The following is a 20,868-nucleotide window of genomic DNA, read 5'->3' as shown; positions in this document are numbered from 1 at the left end:
TCATTTGCGCAGAGAGAGCAAGTCAGATCAACTCACCCACAGATTTATGGAGAATGAATATGCTAGTGAACCGCCCTTGGGTCCCGTCCCTCTGCGAAGACCGCGTGACGCAAATTTCAAAAGCAACAATCGCGCGCAGCACTGTTGAAAACGCCGCACGGCTCGGTGCGTTGATTGATGAAAACCGCGACATTCACGAGCGCGAATGCTTTAACTTGAACCCTGCGACCAATGTGATGAACCCGCGTGCAGAAGCGATGCTGGCCTCCGGTCTTGGCGCGCGTCCTTCGCTTGGCTATCCGGGTGACAAATACGAGATGGGCCTAGAGGCGATTGAAGAAATCGAGGTCATCGCAGCAGAGCTTTGCGCGCAGGTTTTCGACGCTAAATACGCGGAAATACGCGTTCCCTCTGGCGCGATAGCCAATCTCTACGGTTTTATGGCGACCTGCAAAGCGGGTGACACGATCATCGCGCCGCCTGCGTCGATTGGTGGTCATGTGACCCATCACCTAGATGGCTGCGCGGGGCTGTTCGGTTTGAATACTGTCCCTGCCCCTGTAAACGCAGACGGCTACACCCTTGATATTGATGGGCTGCGCAAGCTCGCACACGAGGTGAAGCCAAAGTTGATCACAGTTGGCAGTTCGCTCAACTTGCAAGAACACCCAGTCGCAGACGTTCGCATGATTGCGGACGACGTCGGTGCAAAGGTGCTCTTTGACGCGGCGCATCAATGTGGGATCATCGCGGGAAAATCGTGGAAGAACCCGCTGGCCGAAGGCGCGCATCTAATGACAATGAGCACCTACAAAAGCCTTGGCGGCCCGGCATCCGGTTTGATCGTGAGCAACGACGCAGAACTCATGCAGCGCATTGATGCGATTGCATTTCCGGGCATGACCGCGAATTTTGATGCCGCAAAGTCTGCCGCCCTTGCAATGACGATGCTCGATTGGATTGATCATGGGGCCGCTTACAGCACGCAAATGATAGCGACAGCGCAAGCACTCGCAAGCGCGCTGGCCGATCAAGGCTTGCCTGTGTTCAGCACGACACAAGGCCACACGCAATCGCATCAATTCGCGATTGAAGCCGCTGGGTTTGGCGGCGGTCAGGCTGCGTCAAAAGCGCTGCGCAAGGCGGGGTTTCTTGCCTGTGGCATTGGCCTCCCCATTGCAGAGGTCGCGGGCGACATGAACGGATTGCGCATTGGAACGCCTGAGTTGGTGCGTTGGGGGGTTACGCCCGAACATACCGATGAGCTTGCCGCGTTAGTCGCCAAGGCGTTGCGCTCTAACGCCCCCGACACGATGGCAACAGAGGTGCGCAGCTTGCGCGAAAGCTTTGATACGTTGCACTACATGACACTTTAAAATAGCCCTGAAAACACCTGCGCTTCATGCATTTTCAGGCTGGTGCGTGCGCTGTTAAATATCGACGTGCTCGCTAATTCTGGGAACATTTCCAGCAACTCCAGACGTGCGGAAAGATCAAGAGCATCCACGTTTTCTTTACTTGGGCAGTAACTTTCAGACCAGCAGCCTTCGGCCAAAACGATCTCATGGTCATCAAAGAGCATGTGAACATATGTGATTTCGTTGCACGTGATTTGACGTATGGTTTGATCGTTCACCAACATCTTTGCCGCAGCGAGCACTTCGTTTTCACCGTAAAGCAACTCTGCCTGCCACCCCCGCAGCAACATTCTATGTTGCGGAGACACCAACAAGTCACGTGCATTCCCAAGCGTTCCCTTTCGAATATAAATAGGTGCAAGATGTCCTTTGCCCGCAACGGTTTTCGAGCCAATCCAACGGATTTTTTGAATGCCATTGTCGCGCGTGACGACGTCATCTCCCACACTAAGGTCACCAATCATCTGTTGCCCTTGCGGGGTTGAAATCAAAGTGGTGCGTTCAAAACAAACGACGTTGGTGTTGTCGAAAGTGAGGTCACTTGCAACAACGCCGCTCAATTCCAGACTACCACCCATCGCGGTGTTATCGCCAAAACTTCCAACCGATTGGTTGAGCACCCCATCATCAAGAACGTCGTTACGCAGTTCGGTCAGGTTTGTATAAAAATCGCTTAGATCAACGAAATCATTGTTGGCCTGATCGCCATCGGTGATGCTGCCGCTGTTGCCTGCGTTGAAATCCGTGATCGTGTCAACGCCGTCACCGGAATTGAAAACATAAGTGTCATCGCCATCACCACCCGTGAGGCTATCCGAGCCAGTGCCGCCGATAAGCGTGTCGTTGCCGCCATTGCCTTCAATCGTGTCCGCACCTGCGCCACCATCAATGCTGTCATCACCTTCAATACCAAAGGGAACACCCGTGACCGAGTACCCTGGCTCTGGCGGAAGGCCTGGCATTGGCGAAGTCAAAAGGTTTTATGTTACGCCCCCAGTATCAGGTCCGCTTACTGTCGCAGACAGGGTGTCACCACCGCGGTTTTCCCAATAGCGGATTTGGATCGTGTAGGTCTCGGCTGGGTCCAACGTCACATCACCAAAGCGCGTCGTCGTGCCTTGGTGGAAGCCGTTGTTCATATAATCAAGCGTACCGCCTGTCTGGTTGGCAAAGTTCAAAGCCGTACCAGAGCTATCAAAAATCTGGATCGTCGAGCCATCATCAGAGCTGGTCGCAAAGCGGTCTGTGCCACCCGCACTGGTATTTATCGTGCTCGTGTAGATCACCGCAAAATATTCGGGGTTACCACCAGTTCCGCGAATTGTGTTGGTTAACCCGCCTTCATTGAAGTCCGTAACATAGCCAGCAGCAGTCCGTGTGCTGCCCGCCGTTTCTATGTCAAAGGCTTGCCCAGCCGCGCTGGTAAAATCACGATCATACGTTTAAAAGTGCCACGCGCCTGCGACAGGGCCATCACCTGCAAGAACATCGTTGCTCGCGCCACCTGTCAGGGTGTCGTGCCCGAGCCCACCAGACAGCGTATCTATGCCCGCGGTGCCAGTAATCGTTTGATTATCTCGTGTTGCAGGGGTCGTGTTTGTATTCGTAGCCATAACAAAGCCTAACTCTCTAACAAAAGCTTCTGATACCTACGAAATGTGTACTGAATGAGACGATTCACAGTTGCGCAAAGATCTTAAGAAACTAATAATGCAGGGAAAATACGCGAAACGTAGCAGAAACGGCTCCGTTTGCGATGGCGTCCAAGTCCTCATTTGCATCCTAGCTTTAGGCGTTTCAGTGCAAGCAGTGCTTGCGCGTTCAGCATGTCATGGTAGGGACAAACCTATGAGAACACTTTTCCTAGGCGATGTGATGGGCCGCGCGGGGCGCCGTGCTATCACGGAACACTTGCCCAAATTGCGCGATGATTTGCGGGCTGATTTTGTTGTTGTGAATGGCGAAAACGCTTCCAATGGCATGGGCCTCAATGGCGAGCACGCGAATGACATTTTCAAAGCGGGTGCGGATTGCATCACGTTGGGCGATCATGCCTTTGATCAGCGCGATATGATGCAACACATCGAAAAAGATCAGCGCATTCTGCGGCCTTTGAACTTTGCCAAAACGGCTCCTGGCCGCGGCCATAAGTTGTTCAAAGCGCGCGGTGGTCAAAAAGTACTTGTCCTGCAAGTGCTCGGACAAGTCTTTATGAAGCGCGCCTTTGATGATCCGTTTTCCGCAGTTGACGCTGTGCTGCGCGCGCATCCTTTGGGTGGTCTGGCGCAAATGATCCTTGTGGATGTACATTGCGAAGCGACGTCTGAGAAAATGGGCATGGGTCACTATTGCGATGGCCGCGCGACGATTGTTGTTGGCACACACACCCATGTTCCTACCGCCGATGCGCAGATCTTGCCGGGCGGGACGGCTTTTCAAAGCGATGCGGGGATGTGCGGTGATTATAATTCGGTGATCGGCATGGAAAAAGAAGAACCCATGCGCCGTTTTGTGACCGGGATGAGCAAATCTCGTTTCACTCCGGCCAATGGCGAAGCGACTTTGTCCGGCCTGTTCGTGGTCAGCGATGATCGCACCGGCAAAGCCACATCAGTGCAAATGATCCGCCACGGCGGACGCCTTGAACAGAGCGGCCAATAAAGCGGACGTGAAACACAACGCGTCCCTCTTTGGCATCTTGATCTTGCTCGGTGCAGGTTGGGGCGTGACCATGCCGTTGACCAAAATCACCGTCGGCGCGGGCTATCAGTATTTAGGTCTGATTTTCTGGCAATTTGCAGTTGCTGTGATCCTCATGGGATCAGTGTTGCTCTTGCGCGGTCGGCTTCGCTGGCCGAGCAAAGCACAAGCTTACTTTGCGTGCATGATCGCCTTGATCGGCACCCTTTTACCGAACTCTGCGAGCTACCAAGCGGCTGTTTATCTTCCAAGTGGCGTCATCTCCATCTTGCTTTCTCTCATCCCGATGATCGCTTTTCCGATTGCTTTGGCGCTCGGCAATGATGGTTTCTCACTACGCAAACTTATCGGCCTGTCCATCGGGTTCAGCGCGGTAGCACTTATCGCGGTTACAGGATCAAGCTTTGTCGGTGAGGTATCACTCTGGTGGATCGCCGTTGCGTTGATCGCGCCAAGTTTTTATGCACTTGAGGGCAATGTCGTCGCAAAATGGGGCACCTATGGCTTTGATCCCATTGAGACTTTATTCTGGTCTTCAGTTTTCGGCGTCTTTCCCGCTTTGATGTTGGCGGTGGCCTCGGGCCAGTTCATTCCCGTGCCTAAGGTTTGGGGCACCGCGGAATATGCCTTCCTGATAATCGCGATTGCGCATGCAATTGTCTATGCAGGCTACGTCTGGCTTGTCGGCCGTGCGGGCCCCGTATTTGCGGCGCAGGTGAGTTATTTGGTAACTATATTCGGCGTAGGCTGGGCCATGATCCTTTTGCGCGAAAGCTATGCAGCCGGATTTTGGGTTGCACTGGTCTTAATGCTTTGTGGATTGTTCTTGGTTCAGCCACGAAAGCGCGATGAAGAGGCGATTGAAACATGACGTTCTTTGAACTGAGCGAAACTCAAAGCGCAATTGCCGCGCTTTTGACAGTACTTGGCATGTTCGTTTTGTTCGTGCGCGAAAGTTACCCGACCGAAGTGGTCGCTATCACGGGTGTAGCATTTTTGCTGATCCTTGGTGTTTTACCCTACGAAAACGCGCTGACCGTTCTATCCAACCCTGCCCCCTGGACGATTGCTGCGATGTTCATCGTCATGGGCGCTTTGGTGCGCACTGGCGCTTTGGAGGCGTTTACCAAGCTCGCAGACAAACAAGCCAAGACACGCCCAAAGGTAGCGATTGCCATGCTCTTGGCGTTTGTGATCATCGCCTCTGCGTTTGTGTCCAATACCCCCGTCGTCGTCGTCATGATCCCTGTTTTTGTGCAGCTCTCTCGCACGCTTGGCACAAAAGCGTCTAAGCTATTGATCCCATTAAGCTATGCCGCGATCCTTGGTGGCACTTTGACCTTGATCGGCACCTCGACCAACCTGTTGGTCGACGGTGTGGCGCGGGCCAACGGAATGGCGGCGTTTTCCATTTTCGAGGTCACGCCTTTGGGCATCGTGCTCGTCGCTTGGGGGATGCTCTATCTGCGCTACATTGGCCCCTACCTGCTGCCCGAGCGCGACAGTATGGCGAGCCTTTTGAGCGATAAGAGCCAGATGAAGTTTTTCACAGAGGCTGTCATCCCGCCGGAGAGCAATCTGATCGGGCGCGAGGTCATGGGGGTGCAACTGTTCAAACGCGAAGGCGTGCGTTTGATCGATGTTGTGCGCGGAGATCTGTCTTTGCGACGCAATTTGAAAGAGGTCACGCTGCAAGTTGGTGACCGCGTTGTTCTGCGCAGCCGCATTTCTGAATTGCTAAGTCTACAAGCCACCAAAGAACTGAAGCGCATTGATCAAGTTTCTGCCGTGGAGACGCATACGGTTGAGGTTCTGATCACACCGGGTTGCAAGATGGTTGGACGCACGCTCGGCGCTTTGCGACTGCGTCGCCGCTTTGGTGTGTATCCGCTCGCGGTGCACCGTCGCAACCAGAATATCAGTGGTCAGTTGGATGCTGTGCAGGTGCGCGTTGGGGATACTTTGCTGCTTGAAGGGTCGCCTGCGGATATCCAAAGGCTCGCCACTGAAATGGACTTGGTTGATGTATCCACGCCATCCGAGCGCGCCTATCGCCGCTCGCACGCGCCGATCGCCTTGCTTGCCATAGTGGGCCTAGTTGCGCTTGCAGGCTTTGGCATTGCACCAATTTTCTATCTTGCGATCATTGCTGTCGCGCTGGTCCTGATTGCCCGCTGCATTGATGCGGACGAAGCGTTTTCATTTGTGGATGGGCGTTTGCTCACACTGATCTTCGCGATGCTCGCGATTGGTGCAGCACTTGAAAGCTCGGGTGCTGTGAAGCTCATCGTGCAAGGCGTAGCGCCTTACCTCGGCACATTGCCGCCTTTCTTGCTGGTTTGGGCGATCTATTTGCTTACGTCGGTCCTAACAGAATTGGTGTCCAACAACGCAGTCGCAGTTGTGGTAACGCCCATAGCTATCGGATTAGCAGATGCACTTGGCATTGACGCGCGGCCTTTGGTGGTTGCGGTGATGGTCGCAGCTTCTGCGAGCTTTGCGACCCCTATTGGCTATCAAACCAACATGCTCGTCTATGGTCCTGGCGGATACAAATTCACCGATTTTATGAAAGTCGGCATACCGCTGAACCTGAGTATCGGGCTTTTGGCATCCGCTTTGATCCCCTTTATCTGGCCTTTGTAATAGACTGAAAGCGGCCCTCCGGGGGAAGTTTATCTGGAAAGATGAAGCGCTAGCTTGGCGTGATGATGCCAGCTTCGGTCACGATAAGATCAAGAGGCTGGTCAGTGAGTTCCAGCGGCAGGTTGTCTTGTTCTTGAGCACTAAAGGCAAAACCGATGGCCATGGTGGCGCGGCGCGCGCGTAGGCGTTCTAGCGTGCGATCATAAAAACCACCGCCATACCCCAAACGACCGCCTTTGCGATCAAACGCCACCAGTGGCACGATCAGAATTTCAGGCTCGATCCACACGCCGGTTTCGGGGATTTGTGCGCCAAAAGCACCTGCGATCATCGAACAATCCGGCGTCCATTCGCGAAAATCGAGCGGGGTTTCTGCCGCTTTGATCACCGGCATTCCAACTGGGCCATATGCGGCGGCTTCGGCCATAGCTGGCAATGGATTGATCTCTGTGCGCATAGGCGCGTAGCCTGCAATCGGCACGCCGCGATACCCTGCAAGCACTTCGCTCAGGTAGCTTGATTGTGCACCGCGCGAGGCATCAAATGCAGATTTACGCGCCGCAAAAGCTGCTTTGCGGGCGGCAGTTTTAATAGTCGCGAGGTCCGTCATAAAAGCACCAATGCCGCGAGGCCGAGGAAAGCGAAAAAGCCAACCACATCGGTCACCGTCGTCACGAACGCACCAGATGCCAGCGCAGGATCGATGCCGAACTTCTCCAAAATCACAGGGATGGCCGTCCCTGCAAGCCCTGCAACGACCATGTTGATCACCATCGCAGCCGCAATCACGTAGCCCAACGCAGGTGAGCCAAACCAGACCAAGCCGACGATCCCCATGATTACCGCAAAGACCACGCCATTGATCAAGCCCACAAGGACTTCGCGACGAATGACGCGCCACATATTCGAGCCTGTAAGGTCTTTTGTGGCAATCGCGCGGACCGCAACTGTGAGCGATTGAGTGCCCGCGTTACCGCCCATGGAAGCAACGATAGGCATCAAGACAGCCAGCGCAACGATCTGGGTAATCGCCGCTTCGAACTGGGCAATCACAAGGCTGGCAGCGATAGCCGTCACGAGGTTCACCGCAAGCCAAGGAAGGCGCTGTTTGGTGGTGTTGATGACACGGTCAGAGAGCGATCCCTCACCCACACCTGCGAGACGCAGAATGTCTTCTTCGTGCTCTTCATCCAGAACGATCATCGCGTCATCGATCGTTATGACACCCACGAGCCGTTCGTCCTCATCCACGACGGGCGCGGAAATCAGGTGATATTGGTTGAACGCATAGGCGACATCGCCTTCATTCTGCATCGCGGGAATGACCTGAAAAACCGCTTCCGTGATTTCCCACAAAAGCACGTCGCGCTTGGAGCCCATAAGTTTGCCAAGGGTGACATTGCCAACAGGCTTAAGGCGCGGATCAACGAGGGTGACATGGTAAAATTGTTCAGGCAGCGTGTCTTGTTCGCGCAGGTAATCAATGGCTTGGCCCACAGTCCAGTGCTCTGGCGCCATGACGACTTCGCGTTGCATCAAGCGGCCCGCTGAGTTCTCGGGATAGGCCAGAGATTGCTCTACGGCGACTCGATCGCTGTCCTCAAGTGCGTCCAGAATGACGTCCTGTTGGGTGACGTTCATGTCTTCGATCAGATCGACAACATCATCGCTTTCCAACTCGCGCACAGCATCGGCAAGTACTTCGGGGCGTAGAATAGCGATGACTTCGTCGCGAATACTCTCATCGAGTTCTGACAGGATTTCTCCGTCGAATTCGCGATCGTATAGATGGATCAGCTTGCGCCGTTCCACCGTGCTGATTTGCTCAAGAAGGTCCGCGATATCAGCGGGGTGCATCGGATCCATGAGCATGCTGAGCAGGCCCTGATCACCCCGTTCGACCGCATTTACAACAGCCGTCACATCAGAGCGCTCAAGCTTATAGCTGCCCTCTTCCGCCTCATTACGAGTTTCATTTATCAGATCGGTATCGTTCATAGGAGGACCTTTCTGACCAAAGCAGCGGGTTCGTGTACAAGTTTACGCATATGCAGCAAGAAGCAACAGTGCGTCGCGTAAAAATCCTGTAAAGAGCTGGCAGGTTTCTGCTATTGAGGCACCATGAGCGAACAGCAAATAATTTCCGGTGAACTTTTGATCTTTGAGGGTGATCCATTCACGGATGCACCTGAACAGGCAGTGCAAATCAAGAGCGACAGCGCCCTTTTGATTGAGGGCGGTTTGATCACACAGATTGGGTCGCGCGACGAAATGGTCGCAGCTCATCCGCAAGCAATACATCACGCACACAAAAACAAGCTGATTTGCCCCGGTTTCGTTGATGCACATGTGCATTATCCACAAACCGCAATGATCGCATCTTGGGGCAAGCGGCTGATTGATTGGCTCAACACCTACACATTTCCCGAGGAAATGCGCTTTGCAGATCCAGACTACGCGCGCGAGATTTCAGTGCGCTATCTGGATTTGACAGCGGCGCATGGCACTACCTCTATGGCGAGCTTTTGTACGATCCATACCGCATCAGTTGAGGCGCTGTTTTCGGAAGCGCAAAACCGTGGGCAAAGGGTTGTTGCTGGTAAAACTTGCATGGATCGCAATGCGCCAGACGGGCTGCGTGACACTGCCCAAAGCGCCCATGATGACAGCAAAGCTTTGTTGGAAAGGTGGCATGGTGTCGGGCGATTGTCTTATGCGATAACACCGCGCTTTTCCCCGACCTCGACCCCCGAGCAGTTGGAAGCGATGGGCACATTATGGGCAGAGCATCCGACATGTTTGATGCAAACGCATTTGAGCGAACAGGTAGATGAAATCGCGTGGGTGCATGAATTGTACCCCAAGGCGCAGGATTATTTGGACACCTATGAGAGCTTTGGCCTATTGGGCGAACGCGGCGTTTACGGGCACGCGATACACCTAGAACCGCGCGAGATTGATCAGCTAAACGAACACGGCGCAGCGCTGGTGCATTGCCCGACCTCGAACGCGTTTATCGGGTCTGGCCTGTTTCAAATGGCCGCGTTGAAAGCACGCGGTTTGAGCATTGGCTTGGCGACAGACACGGGCGGCGGATCAAGCTTTTCAATGTTGCGCACCATGGCCGCAGCCTATGAAATTGCGCAGCTTGCGGGGTCTGTCTTACACGCTGGTCAGCTCTTGTGGCTGGCGACGCAAGGATCTGCCAAAGCACTACATCTCAGCGACAAGATCGGTGCATTAGAGGGCGGGATGGAGGCGGATATTACAGTGCTCGATCTTGCCTCAACCCCTGCGATTGCGCAACGCTATGATAATGCGGCGCACGCTTGGGATCGAGTATTTCCGACCATTATGATGGGCGATGACCGTGCGATTGCAGATGTTTGGATTGGTGGCGCGCGCGTAACGCCCACCGCCTGATTGAAATCAACAGCCGGGCTTGCCCAGAACCATCACCCAATAGTCACCCGATTGGGCCATCGCCAATTGGGTCGCATTCTTGCTGAGCAAATTTTTGCGGTGACCTTCGGACTTTTGCCAGCCCTCTAAGGCCTCCAAAGCACCCTTTTGGCCTTGTGCGATGTTCTGTGCAACAAAGCAGAATCCATAGCCCTCTCGTTTCACGCGATCCCCGACACTGGAACCGTCTTGCCCTGTGTGGCTGAAGAAACCATTGGCATTCATACTGTCTGCATGGGCTTGCGCCGCACGAGCAAGGCGCGCATCGGCTGCCAAGGCAGGCTGCCCATTGGCAAGGCGAAAGGCGTTGACTTCAGGCGCAATATTCGCGCTCAAACCAACCGTCGGCTGTGCAACAGCGGCCTTGCCACGAGGCGTGACATTCGCGCCAGAGCGCACGCAAGCGGCACTCACCGCAAGGACACAAAGCCCAAGTAAAATAACACGCATCTGCAATACTCCTAAAGAAAATTATCCATCCGATAATGCCAAAGCCATAGCGTTTTGTCGCGCGATTGTCTTGGACAGGTCAATAGATGTGATCTGGCCAGACGCAACAACGCGCCGTCCTTCGATAAACAGGTCGCGCACCTGTGTCGGACCTGCAAGCAAAAGCGCTGCGGTATCCCAATTTCCGGCAGCCTCGATCCCGTTCATATCCCAGATCGCTAAATCAGCACGTTTCCCAATCGCGATTTGCCCGCAATCATCACGGCCCAAAACCTCTGCGCCGCCGCGTGTCGCGATGCGCAAAGCTTCGCGTGCGCTCATCGCGTCTGCACCCAATGAGACACGTTGCAACAACATCGATTGGCGCGCTTCCAGTACCAAGTTACCCGCATCATTCGAAGCAGACCCGTCCACGCCAAGCCCGACTTTAACGCCAGCGTCGCGCATTTGACGCACAGGGGCGATGCCGGATCCAAGACGACAATTCGAGCAAGGACAATGCGCAACGCCTGTACCAGAGCGTGCAAAGAGATCAATTTCCTGATCATCAAGCTTTACACAATGCGCATGCCACACATCATCGCCTGTCCACCCCAGATCCTGCGCATATTGGCCCGGACGGCAGCCGAATTTCTCAAGCGAATAAGCAATATCCTCATCATTTTCAGCCAAATGCGTATGTAACATCACACGTTTGTCGCGTGCCAGAACAGCTGCGTCCCGCATCAAATCACGGCTTACCGAAAACGGCGAACACGGCGCTACACCAACACGACACATCGACCCATCCGAGGCATCATGATGCGCATCAATCACGCGAATACAGTCTTCGAAGATAGCGCGTTCGTTTTCCACCAGCGAATCTGGTGGCAGCCCGCCATCGCTTTCGCCAATCGACATGGAGCCACGTGTGGGATGAAACCGCATCCCGATATCCGCCGCCGCTGCGATGGTGTCATCAAGCCGCGAACCGTTGGGATAAAGATACAGATGATCAGAAGTGAGTGTGCAGCCAGAGAGCATCAGCTCCGCCAGCCCGACTTGCGCAGAGACATACATCTCTTCAGGGCCAAAGCGCGACCAAATTGGATAGAGCGTTTGCAACCAGCCAAACAAGAGTGCGTCCTGCCCACCCGGCACCGCACGCGTCAGGGATTGATAGAGGTGGTGGTGCGTATTCACGAGACCCGGCGTCACAAGGCATCCAGCTGCATCAAGTACCTGCCCTGCACTACTAAGCCCCTGGCCCACTTCAACAATCACACCGTCACGCATCAAAATATCGCAATTGGGTATCTCGGAGCCAGCGTCATCCATCGTCAGAACGAGGCGCGCGTTGCGGATAAGGGTTTCATTTGGCTTGGTCATACTGTGCAGTCCTTCACGTGTTTCCACGCTTTTTTCGGGATTAGGCCAAGATCACGGGACCTTGGTGCTGCGACAGAAAAAAGCGAAGGACTCGCAGCAAATTTCGTTCAGTAAAGCGAAGTGTCGTGTTCAACTCAAGGTTTGCTGTAAAATTTTAAGCGCTTTCGCATGCAACTCTGGCGTTGCAGTAGCCAATGCGCGCCCGCCGTTATGGGCTTTGCCACCTTTCCAATCCGTCACAATGCCGCCAGCGGCTTCGATCACAGCAATCGGCGCGGCAATATCATAGGCGTTCAAGCTCGCTTCAATCACCAAATCAATATGCCCCGCCGCGAGCAGACCATAGGCGTAGCAATCGCATCCAAACCGTGTGAGTTTGACCTCTCGCATCACAGCCTCGAACGCGGCGCGCTCTTCTGGCGTGCCCACTTCAGGGAAGGTGCTGAACAAAATTGCATCGCTCAAATCACTGGTATCCCGCACCTGCAAAGCGGCGGTACCGTGCGGGCCAATCACCTCTGCGCGAGCGAAACCACCACAGAAACGCTCACCAACGTAGGGTTGGTCAATTATGCCAAGCCGCGGGCCGCTGGTGTCATTGAGCGAGATCAGGACACCCCAAGTCGGCGTGCCGCTGATAAATCCACGGGTGCCATCAATAGGATCGAGCACCCAAGTCAGACCGCTGGTGCCTGCGCTGTTGCCGAACTCTTCGCCCAAAATAGCGTCTTGCGGGCGGCGTTTGTTCAAGATGTCGCGCATCACCTGCTCAGCCGCTTTGTCCGCGATTGTCACAGGATCGAAACCATCGCGATCCTTGTTGTCCGCGCTCAGGCCGATCTGGCGAAAATAGGGAAGTATGCAAGCGCGCGCGGCATCGGCTAATTCCTCTGCCACAGACCAAAGTTCAGCCTGTAACGCAACGCTTTCAATGTCTTGCATAGTACCCTGCTTTGTTTAGCAGCGCGTCATATCGCGCGCTGCCTTTACTTAGAGCAGGTGGTCCGACCCTTCAAGCAACGTCGCTCAAAACGCGCGCTAGGTCGAACAAACGTCTGCGCTGCTCTTCCGGGATCGAATAATAAGAGCGCACCAAATCAAGCGCCTCTTTGTCATTCAATAGATCAGTGGGCACGGCGCTTTGCTCGGCACCCTGAGGTGCAGCATCTGCGTCAGTACTTTCCATGCCAGCAAAGAAAAAGCTGACATCCACCTCGAGTGATTCTGCGATATCCCACAAACGAGATGCGCTGACGCGGTTTGCGCCTGTTTCATACTTCTGAATTTGCTGGAATTTGATCCCAACCTTTTCAGCCAACTGCTGCTGAGTGACCCCTACAAGCCATCGACGGTGTCGAATGCGCTTGCCGACGTGCACGTCCACTGGATGTGGCATGGTGCTTCCTTTCATATTCGCAGCACGACATGTTCCGAGTGGCAGAACAATTGAACCGTGCAAGATTACTCAACGTTTACGTTACTAAATTCAACGTGGAGTAGCGCGATCTTACGATTATACCTCTAATAGGCAAGTCTGGAATCACTAACCTTGAGGGGGAACTTTCAAGATTTCAACTCAATCCCTACCTAAATATCGATATTTTCAGGCGTATTTTCGTGTTGGACTTTCGCCCGAAAGCGCTATCGTTTAACTTGTTAAATACTTGCATTCTTTGAACAAAAAAGAGGTTGTCATGCGCGCATATCAGGTCCCAGAAATTGATATTCCCCCTGCGTTTGTAGAGTGTGAAAAACCCGAGCCGAACGTCGGGGAAACGCGGGTGAAAATTGCCTGTTGTGGGCTGAACTTCGCCGATCTGTTGATGCAAAAGGGTCAATATCAAGATACCCCGCCTGCACCGTTCACGCTTGGTATGGAAATTGCGGGGACAATCGACACGCATGGCGCGGGTGTTTCAGGTCCAAAAGCTGGCACGCGAGTCGCTGTTTTTGGCGGCCAAGGCGGGCTAGCCGAATATGGGTGTTATGACGCGCGCATCGTTTTACCGATCCCCGACGCAATGAGCATGGCGGAGGCGGCAGCGTTTCAAATCGCTTATGGAACCAGTCATCTCGCGCTCGGATATCGCGCCAAACTGAAACCCGGCGAGACGCTTTTGGTCCTTGGTGCCGCAGGTGGCGTGGGTCTAACGGCTGTCGAGATCGGCAAACTGATGGGCGCGACTGTTATTGCCGTCGCGCGAGGTGCGGATAAGTTAGAAGTCGCACGCAAAGCAGGTGCCGATCATCTTATCGAGGCGGACGTCGACGACTTACGCGGCGAGTTAAAGGCTCTTGGTGGCGTGGATGTGGTTTATGACCCCGTGGGCGGTGATCTGTTCAAAGCCGCCTTTCGCGCGTGCAAGCCCGAGGCGCGCATTTTGACCATTGGTTTTGCAAGTGGTGACGTTCCAAAAGTGCCTGCAAATCATCTGCTCGTGAAAAATATCGATGTTTTGGGGTTTTATTGGGGCGGCTATCTGAAGTTCAAACCCGAAATTGTAACCGACAGCCTACGCGAACTCTTTGATTGGTATGAACAAGGCAAGTTGAAGCCGCATGTGAGTCATTTGCTTCCATTTGAACAAGCAGCAGATGGAATGGAGCTTTTGCGTGCGCGCAAGTCTACAGGTAAAGTGGTGATAGAAGTTACGCCGCAAGAAGCGTAACGCACAATATTTCAGCGGCCTTTCACCCCTTTTTCTTTGAGTTTAGGGTCATGCAATCATTGCCATATGGCCTGCCCACTCAGGATCCGGGGTCAAAATGCAATAGCGCGGTGCGATTTTCTGCACTTCGCCCACACGTACAAAGGAGCGTGCAGGACTGACTGGTTGATCGCGCATCAGTTCTGGGAAAATAACGATCAAATCCAACTGTTCACGCCGCTTAAAGCGCGAAGTTACATAGGTGCCGGGGTAAAAACTCTCGCTCCAACAGCCATGGGCCTTGATGATCTCATGACGCGCAAAAACAAGGTGGACATAGCTGACCTTGCGACAGCCTTTCATCACACGAATTCCTTCGCGTTCAGTCAACGCTTTTGCGGGGACCAGAACCTGATCGCCTTCAGGGTTTTGCACAAGCATCCGGTGTTGCGGCGACACAACCAGACGTTTGCTTGGCACGCCAAAGCCAAGGGCGTCGGGCTTAAATTCAATCGGTTTGTGGCAAGGATCATCGCCTTTTAAAAAATTCAGATGCCTGCGCAGGCTTTTCTGCAAACGCTGGACCCCATGGTCCAAAGTCACTACCAAGTCGCCTTTTTCCAGTTCCTCGACCCTCCTTTCGCCCTCTGGCACCACAATCATCGTGCCTGTAGCGAAGCAAACGACTGAAACTGTTGAGTATTCGTAACTGTCGGTTGCCGAATTATACCGATAGGAAGACCCCGCATTCTGATCTTCCTGCCCGCTTTCCACCGCCGCATTCGTTGCTTCAATCAAAGTGGTCCCGGGAAAGCCTGACATCCCGGGGAAATTGCTGGCGGCGTTTTCAGACAAATTGATGACAATATATTCACCAGTCGCAGGATTGACCAAAGCCACACCTTCTGAATCGTTCTCGTCAGAGCCTTCCGTCAAGAAATTTGTGTTCTGGCCGCCTGAACCGGATTCCACCCCGCCCTCGCTGGCTTCTTGCATGTTAGAGGGAGGGGTGCCGCTAATCTCGTTCACGATATAGAGATTCTTGCCCGGCTGAATAATCGTTCCGGACGGAAACGTATGATACAATCCATCCTGCACCCCGTCTGGCGCACCAGCCCCCGTCATATCCGACCAAATTTGCCAGCCCGACAAGTCTATGGCGCTACCAGTTGTATTTTGGAGCGAGACAAATTCATCCTCTTGCGTGGCGGTGCCATCACCATCTGTATCAAATTCTGCGCCACCAGAATTGTCACCGTAAATTTGACTGAAAATAACACCGTTTAGATCTGCAACCATTGCATAGCCCCTAAGTCAGAGCAGCTAGGTCTAGTCCAATAAAATTACCGTCCGGTTAAATTATCTATGAAACACGATCCAAGTAAAAATCAGCCTCCAAAGCCTTAAAAACCTCGCCTTCGCAGAACCTTAACCAACCTCACGCAGCACGTTGGCCCCGACACGACCACCGGATTTCAGATCTGCATACCCCTGACGCAGCAACTCAGCCAAAGCGCTCACCACCTGTGATTGCGCTTGCTCAGCGCCATACATATTAATCAGCGACACAGGCATTTCAGGCAACGTCCCTCCATGCTGGATCGGCACCATATGCGGCGGCTCAGTTCCCTCGATCACAACACAAATCGCCAGATCAGCACCAATCGTCGCTTCAATCGTGCGATCACTGTCTGTTTCGGTCGCCATCTCCCAAGCGATGCCTTCGTGATCTAACACCTTTTGCACCAATGGGCGGAACATGCAGTGACGGCTAAACCCGAGCTTCAATGGCCGTTGGCGCCAAATATTTCCGTTTTCCGCCCCGGTCCAACTTAGCCGCGCTTGGCTTAAAGTCTCGCCGCGAGGCATAACACCCTCTTCCGTCGTCAGAATGATATCATATTCGCCGCGCGTTAGCCCTTCTTGCAGTTGTCGCGTGAAAGAAGCGTTCAGGTTCACATGAACACGTGGGAACTGCGCGCGAAATTGTTGAAGCACTTTAGAAACAACAGGATACACGATATCGTGGGGCACCCCGAGAGAGACCTCGCCCTCAAATCCTTTATCCGTCAGCTTGGTCATAATCTCATCATTCAGCTCAATCATCTTGCGCGCATAAGTCAGCAATTGCTCTCCTGCGGGGCTCAGCACAACTTGACGACCTGCGCGCTCCAACAGCTTGAGATCAAGGCTTTCCTCCAAGCGTTTGATCTGCATCGAAACCGCTGATTGCGTCAGATTCAACAAGCCCGCCGCGCGCGTCACGCCGCCGGTTTCCGCGATCGCCACGAACGAGCGCAGCGCGGTAATGTCGAGATTTCTCATATATCACCTTTTGTGATGTGTGACCTCAAAACTATTCGTTTTTCAAATCAACCACGAAATGAGACATACATCAACATAAAGAATTAATCACCGCCGACACATCACAAACGAAAGGGGTTTCCCAATGTCACAGTTTCACGCTCTCCCGCACACAGCCACCTTCCTTGAGGCCCGCGAACCGCGCAAAGCTTTGCTGTCTCGTTTGACCACAGCGCTGACTGTCGCGCGCACCCGTCGCGCTTTGGCACAGATGGATGCGGCGTCTCTGGCAGATATCGGCCTCTCTTCAGCGCAAGTTCGCACAGAAATGCGCCGTCCCTTCTGGGACATCGCGCCACAATGTGTGCGATAAAATTCAGTCAAAATAGGCAATTAGCGTTCTCTTCCTGGCACTAATTTGCTTTTCTGAGTGAAAGCGTCCGAAAATCGGACGCTTTTGCTGTTTAGGGACTTGAAATAGCCTCTCACCCCTCCGATATTTAGCCCAAGTCCGACACAACGGCGGACACATCTTATTATGGAGAATATTCATGGCTGAATATGGCACAATTCGCAGCGGCGTTGGAACGGCAGCCGCGAATATCGACGCGGGATTGCGCGCGCACATGAACAAAGTCTACGGCACAATGTCCGTCGGCATGTTCATCACATTCCTTGCAGCTTGGGCAATCGCGGGCCTTGCGGTTACAACTGACCCCTCGCAGGCTGTCGCGCAGATTGGCGCTGACAAGTACCTGACATCGCTTGGATCCGCGCTTTATCTTTCCCCGCTCAAGTGGGTTGTGATGTTTGCACCCCTCGCTTTCGTCTTTGGCTTTAGCGCGATGATCAACAAAATGTCCGCCGCGACTGCTCAGACAATGTTCTACGTTTTTGCAGCCGTCATGGGCATCTCGATCAGCTCGATCTTCTTGGTCTTCACAGGCTACTCGATCATGCAGATTTTCTTGATCACATCCATCGCATTCGCGGGTCTGTCCATGTACGGCTACACAACAAAGAAAGACATCTCCGGTTGGGGTAGCTTCTTGATCATGGGCGTCATTGGCCTGATCGTCGCAAGCATTGTCAACATCTGGCTGGCGTCACCTGCGATTATGTTCGCGATCTCTGCGATTGGTGTTCTGATCTTTGCGGGCCTCACAGCTTACGACACACAGCGCATTAAGACAGAGTATGTCGCGCACGCACACCACGGTGACACCGAATGGCTTGGTAAGTCCGCAATCATGGGCGCGCTGAGCCTGTATCTGAACTTCATCAACATGTTCATGATGCTGCTTCAGCTGTTCGGCAACCGCGAGTAATATTCGCGCAAATCCTAGTCTAAAACGGCCCGCTGGACATATCGTTCAGCGGGCTTTTTGCTGCCTAGCGCTTGGATCAACAACTGGGCCACCCTGCCGACAAAGCGCCGTATGATGCGAATTTCGCGCAATAACTGCTTTTTTCGTAAGGTATTCCCTACTTGCCTGAACGCATTTGCAACAACATGCTCTCCCTATCAGCGCTTAATATTTTCAAGCGCATGTTTGGAGGGAAATAGAATGAAGTTGATTTTAGCAGGTACGTTGGCGTTTGGCATGTTGGCGGTTTCAACCGTTGCAGCTGTTGCAGGCACCGCATGGACATCACAGAAAACAGCATTGAACGCGCGCTCCGGCCCTGGAACGGACTACCACGTGCAACGCAGCTTCAAACGCTGCACCAAAGTCCATGTGGTTAAATATTCACATGGCTGGGCGAAAGTGTCCTACGCAGGCAAGCACTACTGGGTCTCCAGCAAGTTCCTACGCGGCAAACCTTGCGCGACCAAGCACCACAACAGCCACGCGACGACACATCACAAGTACCACACGCATAAACACAAACATGGTCACAAGCATCGCCATACGCATAAACACAGAGTGAACGTAGGACATCATTAAACAGCAAAAGCTGGTCAAGCCTGTTGAACGAAAGAGTTAACAGGCTTGGGTGATGTTAAAACGTCAAATACATCAAAACTGAGGGGAACTTAATTCCAGCAGGGCCGATTGGAACACTAACGTCTTGTGTCGTGATAAAACCGAGAGCGGCATAAAATGGCACCGCTGTTAGCGTGGAAAAACACTCCATCCGCTGCATTCCAGCGTCTTGCGCATCTTTTAGAACGTGCGTCATTAGCCTTTTAGCGATGCCCTGGCGCACAAACCTGTAGTCTGTGACCACATGTCGGATATGACCCAAGCCTGGTTCAACACCGCCCGTAGGTCTGTTGCGTGTCCATCCACCTGCACCAACGATTTCTCCAGCGCGCTCAGCTACGAAATAGGTGCCGCAGGTCAATAATTCTGGGCGCGCTTTGGAAATCAATGGCAGGGCGGCCACCAAAACCGAAGGCGCGTAATCCGGCTCGAGTAGAACAGGATAGCTAAGTGACAAAAGCGCATCCACGCCAGAGATGTCATTTGCAGAACTTACTCTTATCCGCATCGTTTCATCCTCAGAACGCAAAAAAGCCACGCAAAACAGCGTGGCCTTTCTACGTCGAACAAAAGGGCTAGCTTACTTGATCTTGCCTTCTTTATACTCAACGTGCTTGCGCACAACTGGGTCGTACTTACGAATGACCATTTTCTCGGTCATTGTACGCGCGTTTTTCTTTGTGACATAGAAGTGGCCTGTACCCGCGGTCGAGTTCAGGCGGATCTTGATCGTGGTTGGCTTCGCCATGGGTCATCTCCTGCTTCGAGCATGCTTGTGCAGCTCGGGAATTCTTTATCTAGGCCTTCTACCGCGCCGCGCGCCCGAGTCAACAGGCATTTCAGAACGATATCACCGTTTATCCTCCATTCCTCAAATATTCGCTCTTATATGCATCGCTGCACCCATGGCACGCTTGGCCGATTGTATCGGGAAAAAGAAAAACGACTAATTCGCGACACTTACCACGACATTTACAATGACGGCGGTGAGCCCAGTCTGACCGAAGCTGCGCGACGCATGAACGACCGCTTTGCGATGTGCGTGGCACCTTCCGCAAGTTAATTGGCGCGTCCCGCAGTTGGCGAACATTAAGTGTTGGCTTAGACTGGTGATGACACGTCTATACCGGGAAGCCAACGTTGCAAAATTTGGAAAACCCACATGTGCATGTCGGCAAGGCTGCACGCATATTGATATCGGAACTCGGCCTTGACGTTGAGACGGTGATGAGGCGTGCGCTCCTTCCGTCAGGGTTGCTTGACGGTGACGGCAGTCATATTTCGCTTGATGAATACCATCGCCTTTGGGCGTCTGTGACAACGGAAGCAAACGACCCGCTGCTAGCGCTGAAACTGGGTGATGCGGCGGGAATTGACTACTTTGATCCGGCATTCTTCGCGGCGATGTGTTCGCAAGATATGAACATGGCGGTCACCCGACTGGCCGATTACAAACGCCGGGTTAGCCCGTTCTCGTTTGATGTGCAGATCGACAAACATGCGACCAAAGTTGCGTTTTGCGGCCTCGCTAACACAACCGTTCATCCCACACTGGCCTTAACAGAAATTGTCTTTCTCGTGAATTTTGCACGCCGCGCGACACGCCACCCTGTCACGCCAATGTCTGTTTCGATGTCATTCGATATGCCTGATTGCGCAGCTTATGAGGCACACTTGGGGTGTCCGATCAGTCAAGCTGACGTTCGGTCTGTGACCTTCAGCGTCGCAGATGCTGGTCGGCCGTTTGTCACGCATAATGATGAAATTTGGACCCTTTTTGAACCGCGGCTACAACGGCAAATCGAAGTTAGCGATCCTCATCCTACGGTGCGGATGGGGTGGATGGCTCCTGCATCAATCGGCGTCGCAATGCGCCATAGTGCA

23 protein-coding genes are annotated in these 20,868 nt (G+C 53.4%); 10 read left to right on the top strand and 13 right to left on the bottom strand.

Translation table 11 applies throughout. The annotated features are described in order from the left end of the window. Window positions 1–53: 53 nt before the first annotated feature. Window positions 54–1,376, top strand: coding sequence for a serine hydroxymethyltransferase (locus PFRI_RS18405; protein WP_072632162.1), 1,323 nt, complete (start codon window positions 54–56; stop codon window positions 1,374–1,376). Here the strand turns inward: PFRI_RS18405 and PFRI_RS21895 are convergent. The 3 genes from PFRI_RS21895 to PFRI_RS21425 form a co-directional block, all read right to left on the bottom strand. Then, on the bottom strand, window positions 1,373–2,380 hold the full coding sequence (locus tag PFRI_RS21895; RefSeq protein WP_072632161.1) for a Hint domain-containing protein: 1,008 nt from the start codon (window positions 2,378–2,380) through the stop codon (window positions 1,373–1,375). The two genes, PFRI_RS18405 and PFRI_RS21895, sit on opposite strands and share 4 nt — an antisense overlap. 18 nt (window positions 2,381–2,398) lie before the next feature. Beyond that, on the bottom strand, window positions 2,399–2,704 hold the full coding sequence (locus PFRI_RS18395; protein ID WP_072632160.1) for a hypothetical protein: 306 nt from the start codon (window positions 2,702–2,704) through the stop codon (window positions 2,399–2,401). Window positions 2,705–2,860: 156 nt separating this feature from the next. After that, window positions 2,861–3,031 (bottom strand): hypothetical protein, encoded by a 171-nt coding sequence (locus tag PFRI_RS21425; protein WP_170124836.1) that lies wholly within the window; start codon window positions 3,029–3,031, stop codon window positions 2,861–2,863. A 235-nt stretch (window positions 3,032–3,266) separates the two neighbouring features. Between PFRI_RS21425 and PFRI_RS18390 the strand changes: the two genes are divergently transcribed. The 3 genes from PFRI_RS18390 to PFRI_RS18380 are packed head-to-tail and all read left to right on the top strand — an operon-like array spanning window position 3,267 to window position 6,764. Continuing rightward, window positions 3,267–4,079 (top strand): TIGR00282 family metallophosphoesterase, encoded by an 813-nt coding sequence (locus PFRI_RS18390; RefSeq protein WP_072632159.1) that lies wholly within the window; start codon window positions 3,267–3,269, stop codon window positions 4,077–4,079. After that, window positions 4,060–4,989, top strand: coding sequence for a DMT family transporter (locus PFRI_RS18385; protein ID WP_273529319.1), 930 nt, complete (start codon window positions 4,060–4,062; stop codon window positions 4,987–4,989). The genes PFRI_RS18390 and PFRI_RS18385 overlap by 20 nt, the downstream gene beginning before the upstream one ends. After that, complete coding sequence (locus PFRI_RS18380; RefSeq protein WP_072632157.1) at window positions 4,986–6,764, top strand: SLC13 family permease; 1,779 nt, start codon at window positions 4,986–4,988, stop codon at window positions 6,762–6,764. The genes PFRI_RS18385 and PFRI_RS18380 overlap by 4 nt, the downstream gene beginning before the upstream one ends. 49 nt (window positions 6,765–6,813) lie before the next feature. Here the strand turns inward: PFRI_RS18380 and PFRI_RS18375 are convergent, their stop codons facing one another. Both PFRI_RS18375 and mgtE read right to left on the bottom strand, forming a co-directional pair. Further along, window positions 6,814–7,374 (bottom strand): 5-formyltetrahydrofolate cyclo-ligase, encoded by a 561-nt coding sequence (locus PFRI_RS18375; protein WP_072632156.1) that lies wholly within the window; start codon window positions 7,372–7,374, stop codon window positions 6,814–6,816. Then, window positions 7,371–8,762 carry a magnesium transporter gene (gene mgtE / locus PFRI_RS18370; RefSeq protein WP_072632155.1) on the bottom strand — a complete coding sequence of 464 codons (1,392 nt, stop codon included), beginning with the start codon at window positions 8,760–8,762 and terminating at the stop codon, window positions 7,371–7,373. Before mgtE ends, PFRI_RS18375 begins: the two co-directional genes overlap by 4 nt. A gap of 123 nt (window positions 8,763–8,885) precedes the next feature. Between mgtE and guaD the strand changes: the two genes are divergently transcribed. After that, the gene (guaD, locus tag PFRI_RS18365) at window positions 8,886–10,187 is read left to right on the top strand and encodes a guanine deaminase (RefSeq protein ID WP_072632154.1); all 1,302 of its coding nucleotides are present in this window, start codon (window positions 8,886–8,888) and stop codon (window positions 10,185–10,187) included. 6 nt (window positions 10,188–10,193) lie between these two features. On the opposite strand, the gene PFRI_RS18360 is transcribed toward guaD, so the two are convergent. The 4 genes from PFRI_RS18360 to PFRI_RS18345 all read right to left on the bottom strand — a co-directional run bounded on the left by PFRI_RS18360 (window position 10,194) and on the right by PFRI_RS18345 (window position 13,440). After that, the gene (locus PFRI_RS18360; protein ID WP_084649759.1) at window positions 10,194–10,676 is read right to left on the bottom strand and encodes a CAP domain-containing protein; all 483 of its coding nucleotides are present in this window, start codon (window positions 10,674–10,676) and stop codon (window positions 10,194–10,196) included. Between the two features lie 21 nt (window positions 10,677–10,697). Then, on the bottom strand, window positions 10,698–12,044 hold the full coding sequence (locus tag PFRI_RS18355; protein ID WP_072632153.1) for an 8-oxoguanine deaminase: 1,347 nt from the start codon (window positions 12,042–12,044) through the stop codon (window positions 10,698–10,700). Window positions 12,045–12,173: 129 nt separating this feature from the next. After that, a complete protein-coding gene (gene hisN / locus PFRI_RS18350) occupies window positions 12,174–12,986 on the bottom strand; it encodes a histidinol-phosphatase (protein ID WP_072632152.1) in 813 nt (270 codons plus the stop codon). Between the two features lie 70 nt (window positions 12,987–13,056). After that, window positions 13,057–13,440: a helix-turn-helix domain-containing protein gene (locus tag PFRI_RS18345; protein ID WP_072632151.1), complete on the bottom strand. Its 384-nt coding sequence runs from the start codon at window positions 13,438–13,440 to the stop codon at window positions 13,057–13,059. A 298-nt stretch (window positions 13,441–13,738) separates the two neighbouring features. Here PFRI_RS18345 and PFRI_RS18340 point away from each other — a divergent pair, with 298 nt between their 5' ends. Beyond that, window positions 13,739–14,713 carry an NADPH:quinone oxidoreductase family protein gene (locus tag PFRI_RS18340; RefSeq protein ID WP_072632150.1) on the top strand — a complete coding sequence of 325 codons (975 nt, stop codon included), beginning with the start codon at window positions 13,739–13,741 and terminating at the stop codon, window positions 14,711–14,713. Between the two features lie 48 nt (window positions 14,714–14,761). On the opposite strand, the gene PFRI_RS18335 is transcribed toward PFRI_RS18340, so the two are convergent. Both PFRI_RS18335 and PFRI_RS18330 read right to left on the bottom strand, forming a co-directional pair. Continuing rightward, window positions 14,762–15,991 carry a Hint domain-containing protein gene (locus tag PFRI_RS18335; protein ID WP_072632149.1) on the bottom strand — a complete coding sequence of 410 codons (1,230 nt, stop codon included), beginning with the start codon at window positions 15,989–15,991 and terminating at the stop codon, window positions 14,762–14,764. A 129-nt stretch (window positions 15,992–16,120) separates the two neighbouring features. Further along, window positions 16,121–17,017 carry a LysR family transcriptional regulator gene (locus tag PFRI_RS18330; protein ID WP_072632148.1) on the bottom strand — a complete coding sequence of 299 codons (897 nt, stop codon included), beginning with the start codon at window positions 17,015–17,017 and terminating at the stop codon, window positions 16,121–16,123. 124 nt (window positions 17,018–17,141) lie between these two features. Here PFRI_RS18330 and PFRI_RS18325 point away from each other — a divergent pair, with 124 nt between their 5' ends. The 3 genes from PFRI_RS18325 (at window position 17,142) to PFRI_RS18315 (ending at window position 18,945) form a co-directional block, all read left to right on the top strand. Then, window positions 17,142–17,369: a DUF1127 domain-containing protein gene (locus PFRI_RS18325; protein ID WP_072632147.1), complete on the top strand. Its 228-nt coding sequence runs from the start codon at window positions 17,142–17,144 to the stop codon at window positions 17,367–17,369. Window positions 17,370–17,547: 178 nt separating this feature from the next. Further along, window positions 17,548–18,324: a Bax inhibitor-1/YccA family protein gene (locus PFRI_RS18320; protein ID WP_072632146.1), complete on the top strand. Its 777-nt coding sequence runs from the start codon at window positions 17,548–17,550 to the stop codon at window positions 18,322–18,324. Between the two features lie 240 nt (window positions 18,325–18,564). Further along, window positions 18,565–18,945, top strand: coding sequence for an SH3 domain-containing protein (locus PFRI_RS18315; protein WP_072632145.1), 381 nt, complete (start codon window positions 18,565–18,567; stop codon window positions 18,943–18,945). 55 nt (window positions 18,946–19,000) lie between these two features. Here the strand turns inward: PFRI_RS18315 and PFRI_RS18310 are convergent, their stop codons facing one another. Both PFRI_RS18310 and rpmG read right to left on the bottom strand, forming a co-directional pair. After that, window positions 19,001–19,492, bottom strand: coding sequence for a GNAT family N-acetyltransferase (locus PFRI_RS18310; protein WP_072632202.1), 492 nt, complete (start codon window positions 19,490–19,492; stop codon window positions 19,001–19,003). Window positions 19,493–19,564: 72 nt separating this feature from the next. Beyond that, window positions 19,565–19,732, bottom strand: coding sequence for a 50S ribosomal protein L33 (gene rpmG / locus PFRI_RS18305; protein WP_008206879.1), 168 nt, complete (start codon window positions 19,730–19,732; stop codon window positions 19,565–19,567). A 392-nt stretch (window positions 19,733–20,124) separates the two neighbouring features. Here rpmG and PFRI_RS18300 point away from each other — a divergent pair. Beyond that, the coding region (locus PFRI_RS18300) for an AraC family transcriptional regulator ligand-binding domain-containing protein (protein WP_072632144.1) at window positions 20,125–20,868 on the top strand (744 nt) is incomplete at its 3' end.

The sequence above is a fragment of the Planktotalea frisia genome (assembly GCF_001890925.1).
Lineage (GTDB): Bacteria > Pseudomonadota > Alphaproteobacteria > Rhodobacterales > Rhodobacteraceae > Planktotalea > Planktotalea frisia.
This window is presented reverse-complemented; position numbering and strand designations above follow the sequence as displayed.

Bases quoted from the DNA above. Each gene is read 5' to 3' on its own strand.
- PFRI_RS18405 (WP_072632162.1), top strand. From the start codon at position 54: ATGAATATGCTAGTGAACCGCCCTTGGGTCCCGTCCCTCTGCGAAGAC.
- PFRI_RS21895 (WP_072632161.1), bottom strand. From the start codon at position 2,380: ATGCCAGGCCTTCCGCCAGAGCCAGGGTACTCGGTCACGGGTGTTCCC.
- PFRI_RS21425 (WP_170124836.1), bottom strand. From the start codon at position 3,031: ATGGCTACGAATACAAACACGACCCCTGCAACACGAGATAATCAAACG.
- PFRI_RS18390 (WP_072632159.1), top strand. From the start codon at position 3,267: ATGAGAACACTTTTCCTAGGCGATGTGATGGGCCGCGCGGGGCGCCGT.
- PFRI_RS18380 (WP_072632157.1), top strand. From the start codon at position 4,986: ATGACGTTCTTTGAACTGAGCGAAACTCAAAGCGCAATTGCCGCGCTT.
- PFRI_RS18375 (WP_072632156.1), bottom strand. From the start codon at position 7,374: ATGACGGACCTCGCGACTATTAAAACTGCCGCCCGCAAAGCAGCTTTT.
- mgtE (WP_072632155.1), bottom strand. From the start codon at position 8,762: ATGAACGATACCGATCTGATAAATGAAACTCGTAATGAGGCGGAAGAG.
- guaD (WP_072632154.1), top strand. From the start codon at position 8,886: ATGAGCGAACAGCAAATAATTTCCGGTGAACTTTTGATCTTTGAGGGT.
- PFRI_RS18360 (WP_084649759.1), bottom strand. From the start codon at position 10,676: ATGCGTGTTATTTTACTTGGGCTTTGTGTCCTTGCGGTGAGTGCCGCT.
- PFRI_RS18355 (WP_072632153.1), bottom strand. From the start codon at position 12,044: ATGACCAAGCCAAATGAAACCCTTATCCGCAACGCGCGCCTCGTTCTG.
- hisN (WP_072632152.1), bottom strand. From the start codon at position 12,986: ATGCAAGACATTGAAAGCGTTGCGTTACAGGCTGAACTTTGGTCTGTG.
- PFRI_RS18345 (WP_072632151.1), bottom strand. From the start codon at position 13,440: ATGCCACATCCAGTGGACGTGCACGTCGGCAAGCGCATTCGACACCGT.
- PFRI_RS18340 (WP_072632150.1), top strand. From the start codon at position 13,739: ATGCGCGCATATCAGGTCCCAGAAATTGATATTCCCCCTGCGTTTGTA.
- PFRI_RS18335 (WP_072632149.1), bottom strand. From the start codon at position 15,991: ATGGTTGCAGATCTAAACGGTGTTATTTTCAGTCAAATTTACGGTGAC.
- PFRI_RS18330 (WP_072632148.1), bottom strand. From the start codon at position 17,017: ATGAGAAATCTCGACATTACCGCGCTGCGCTCGTTCGTGGCGATCGCG.
- PFRI_RS18325 (WP_072632147.1), top strand. From the start codon at position 17,142: ATGTCACAGTTTCACGCTCTCCCGCACACAGCCACCTTCCTTGAGGCC.
- PFRI_RS18320 (WP_072632146.1), top strand. From the start codon at position 17,548: ATGGCTGAATATGGCACAATTCGCAGCGGCGTTGGAACGGCAGCCGCG.
- PFRI_RS18315 (WP_072632145.1), top strand. From the start codon at position 18,565: ATGAAGTTGATTTTAGCAGGTACGTTGGCGTTTGGCATGTTGGCGGTT.
- PFRI_RS18310 (WP_072632202.1), bottom strand. From the start codon at position 19,492: ATGCGGATAAGAGTAAGTTCTGCAAATGACATCTCTGGCGTGGATGCG.
- rpmG (WP_008206879.1), bottom strand. From the start codon at position 19,732: ATGGCGAAGCCAACCACGATCAAGATCCGCCTGAACTCGACCGCGGGT.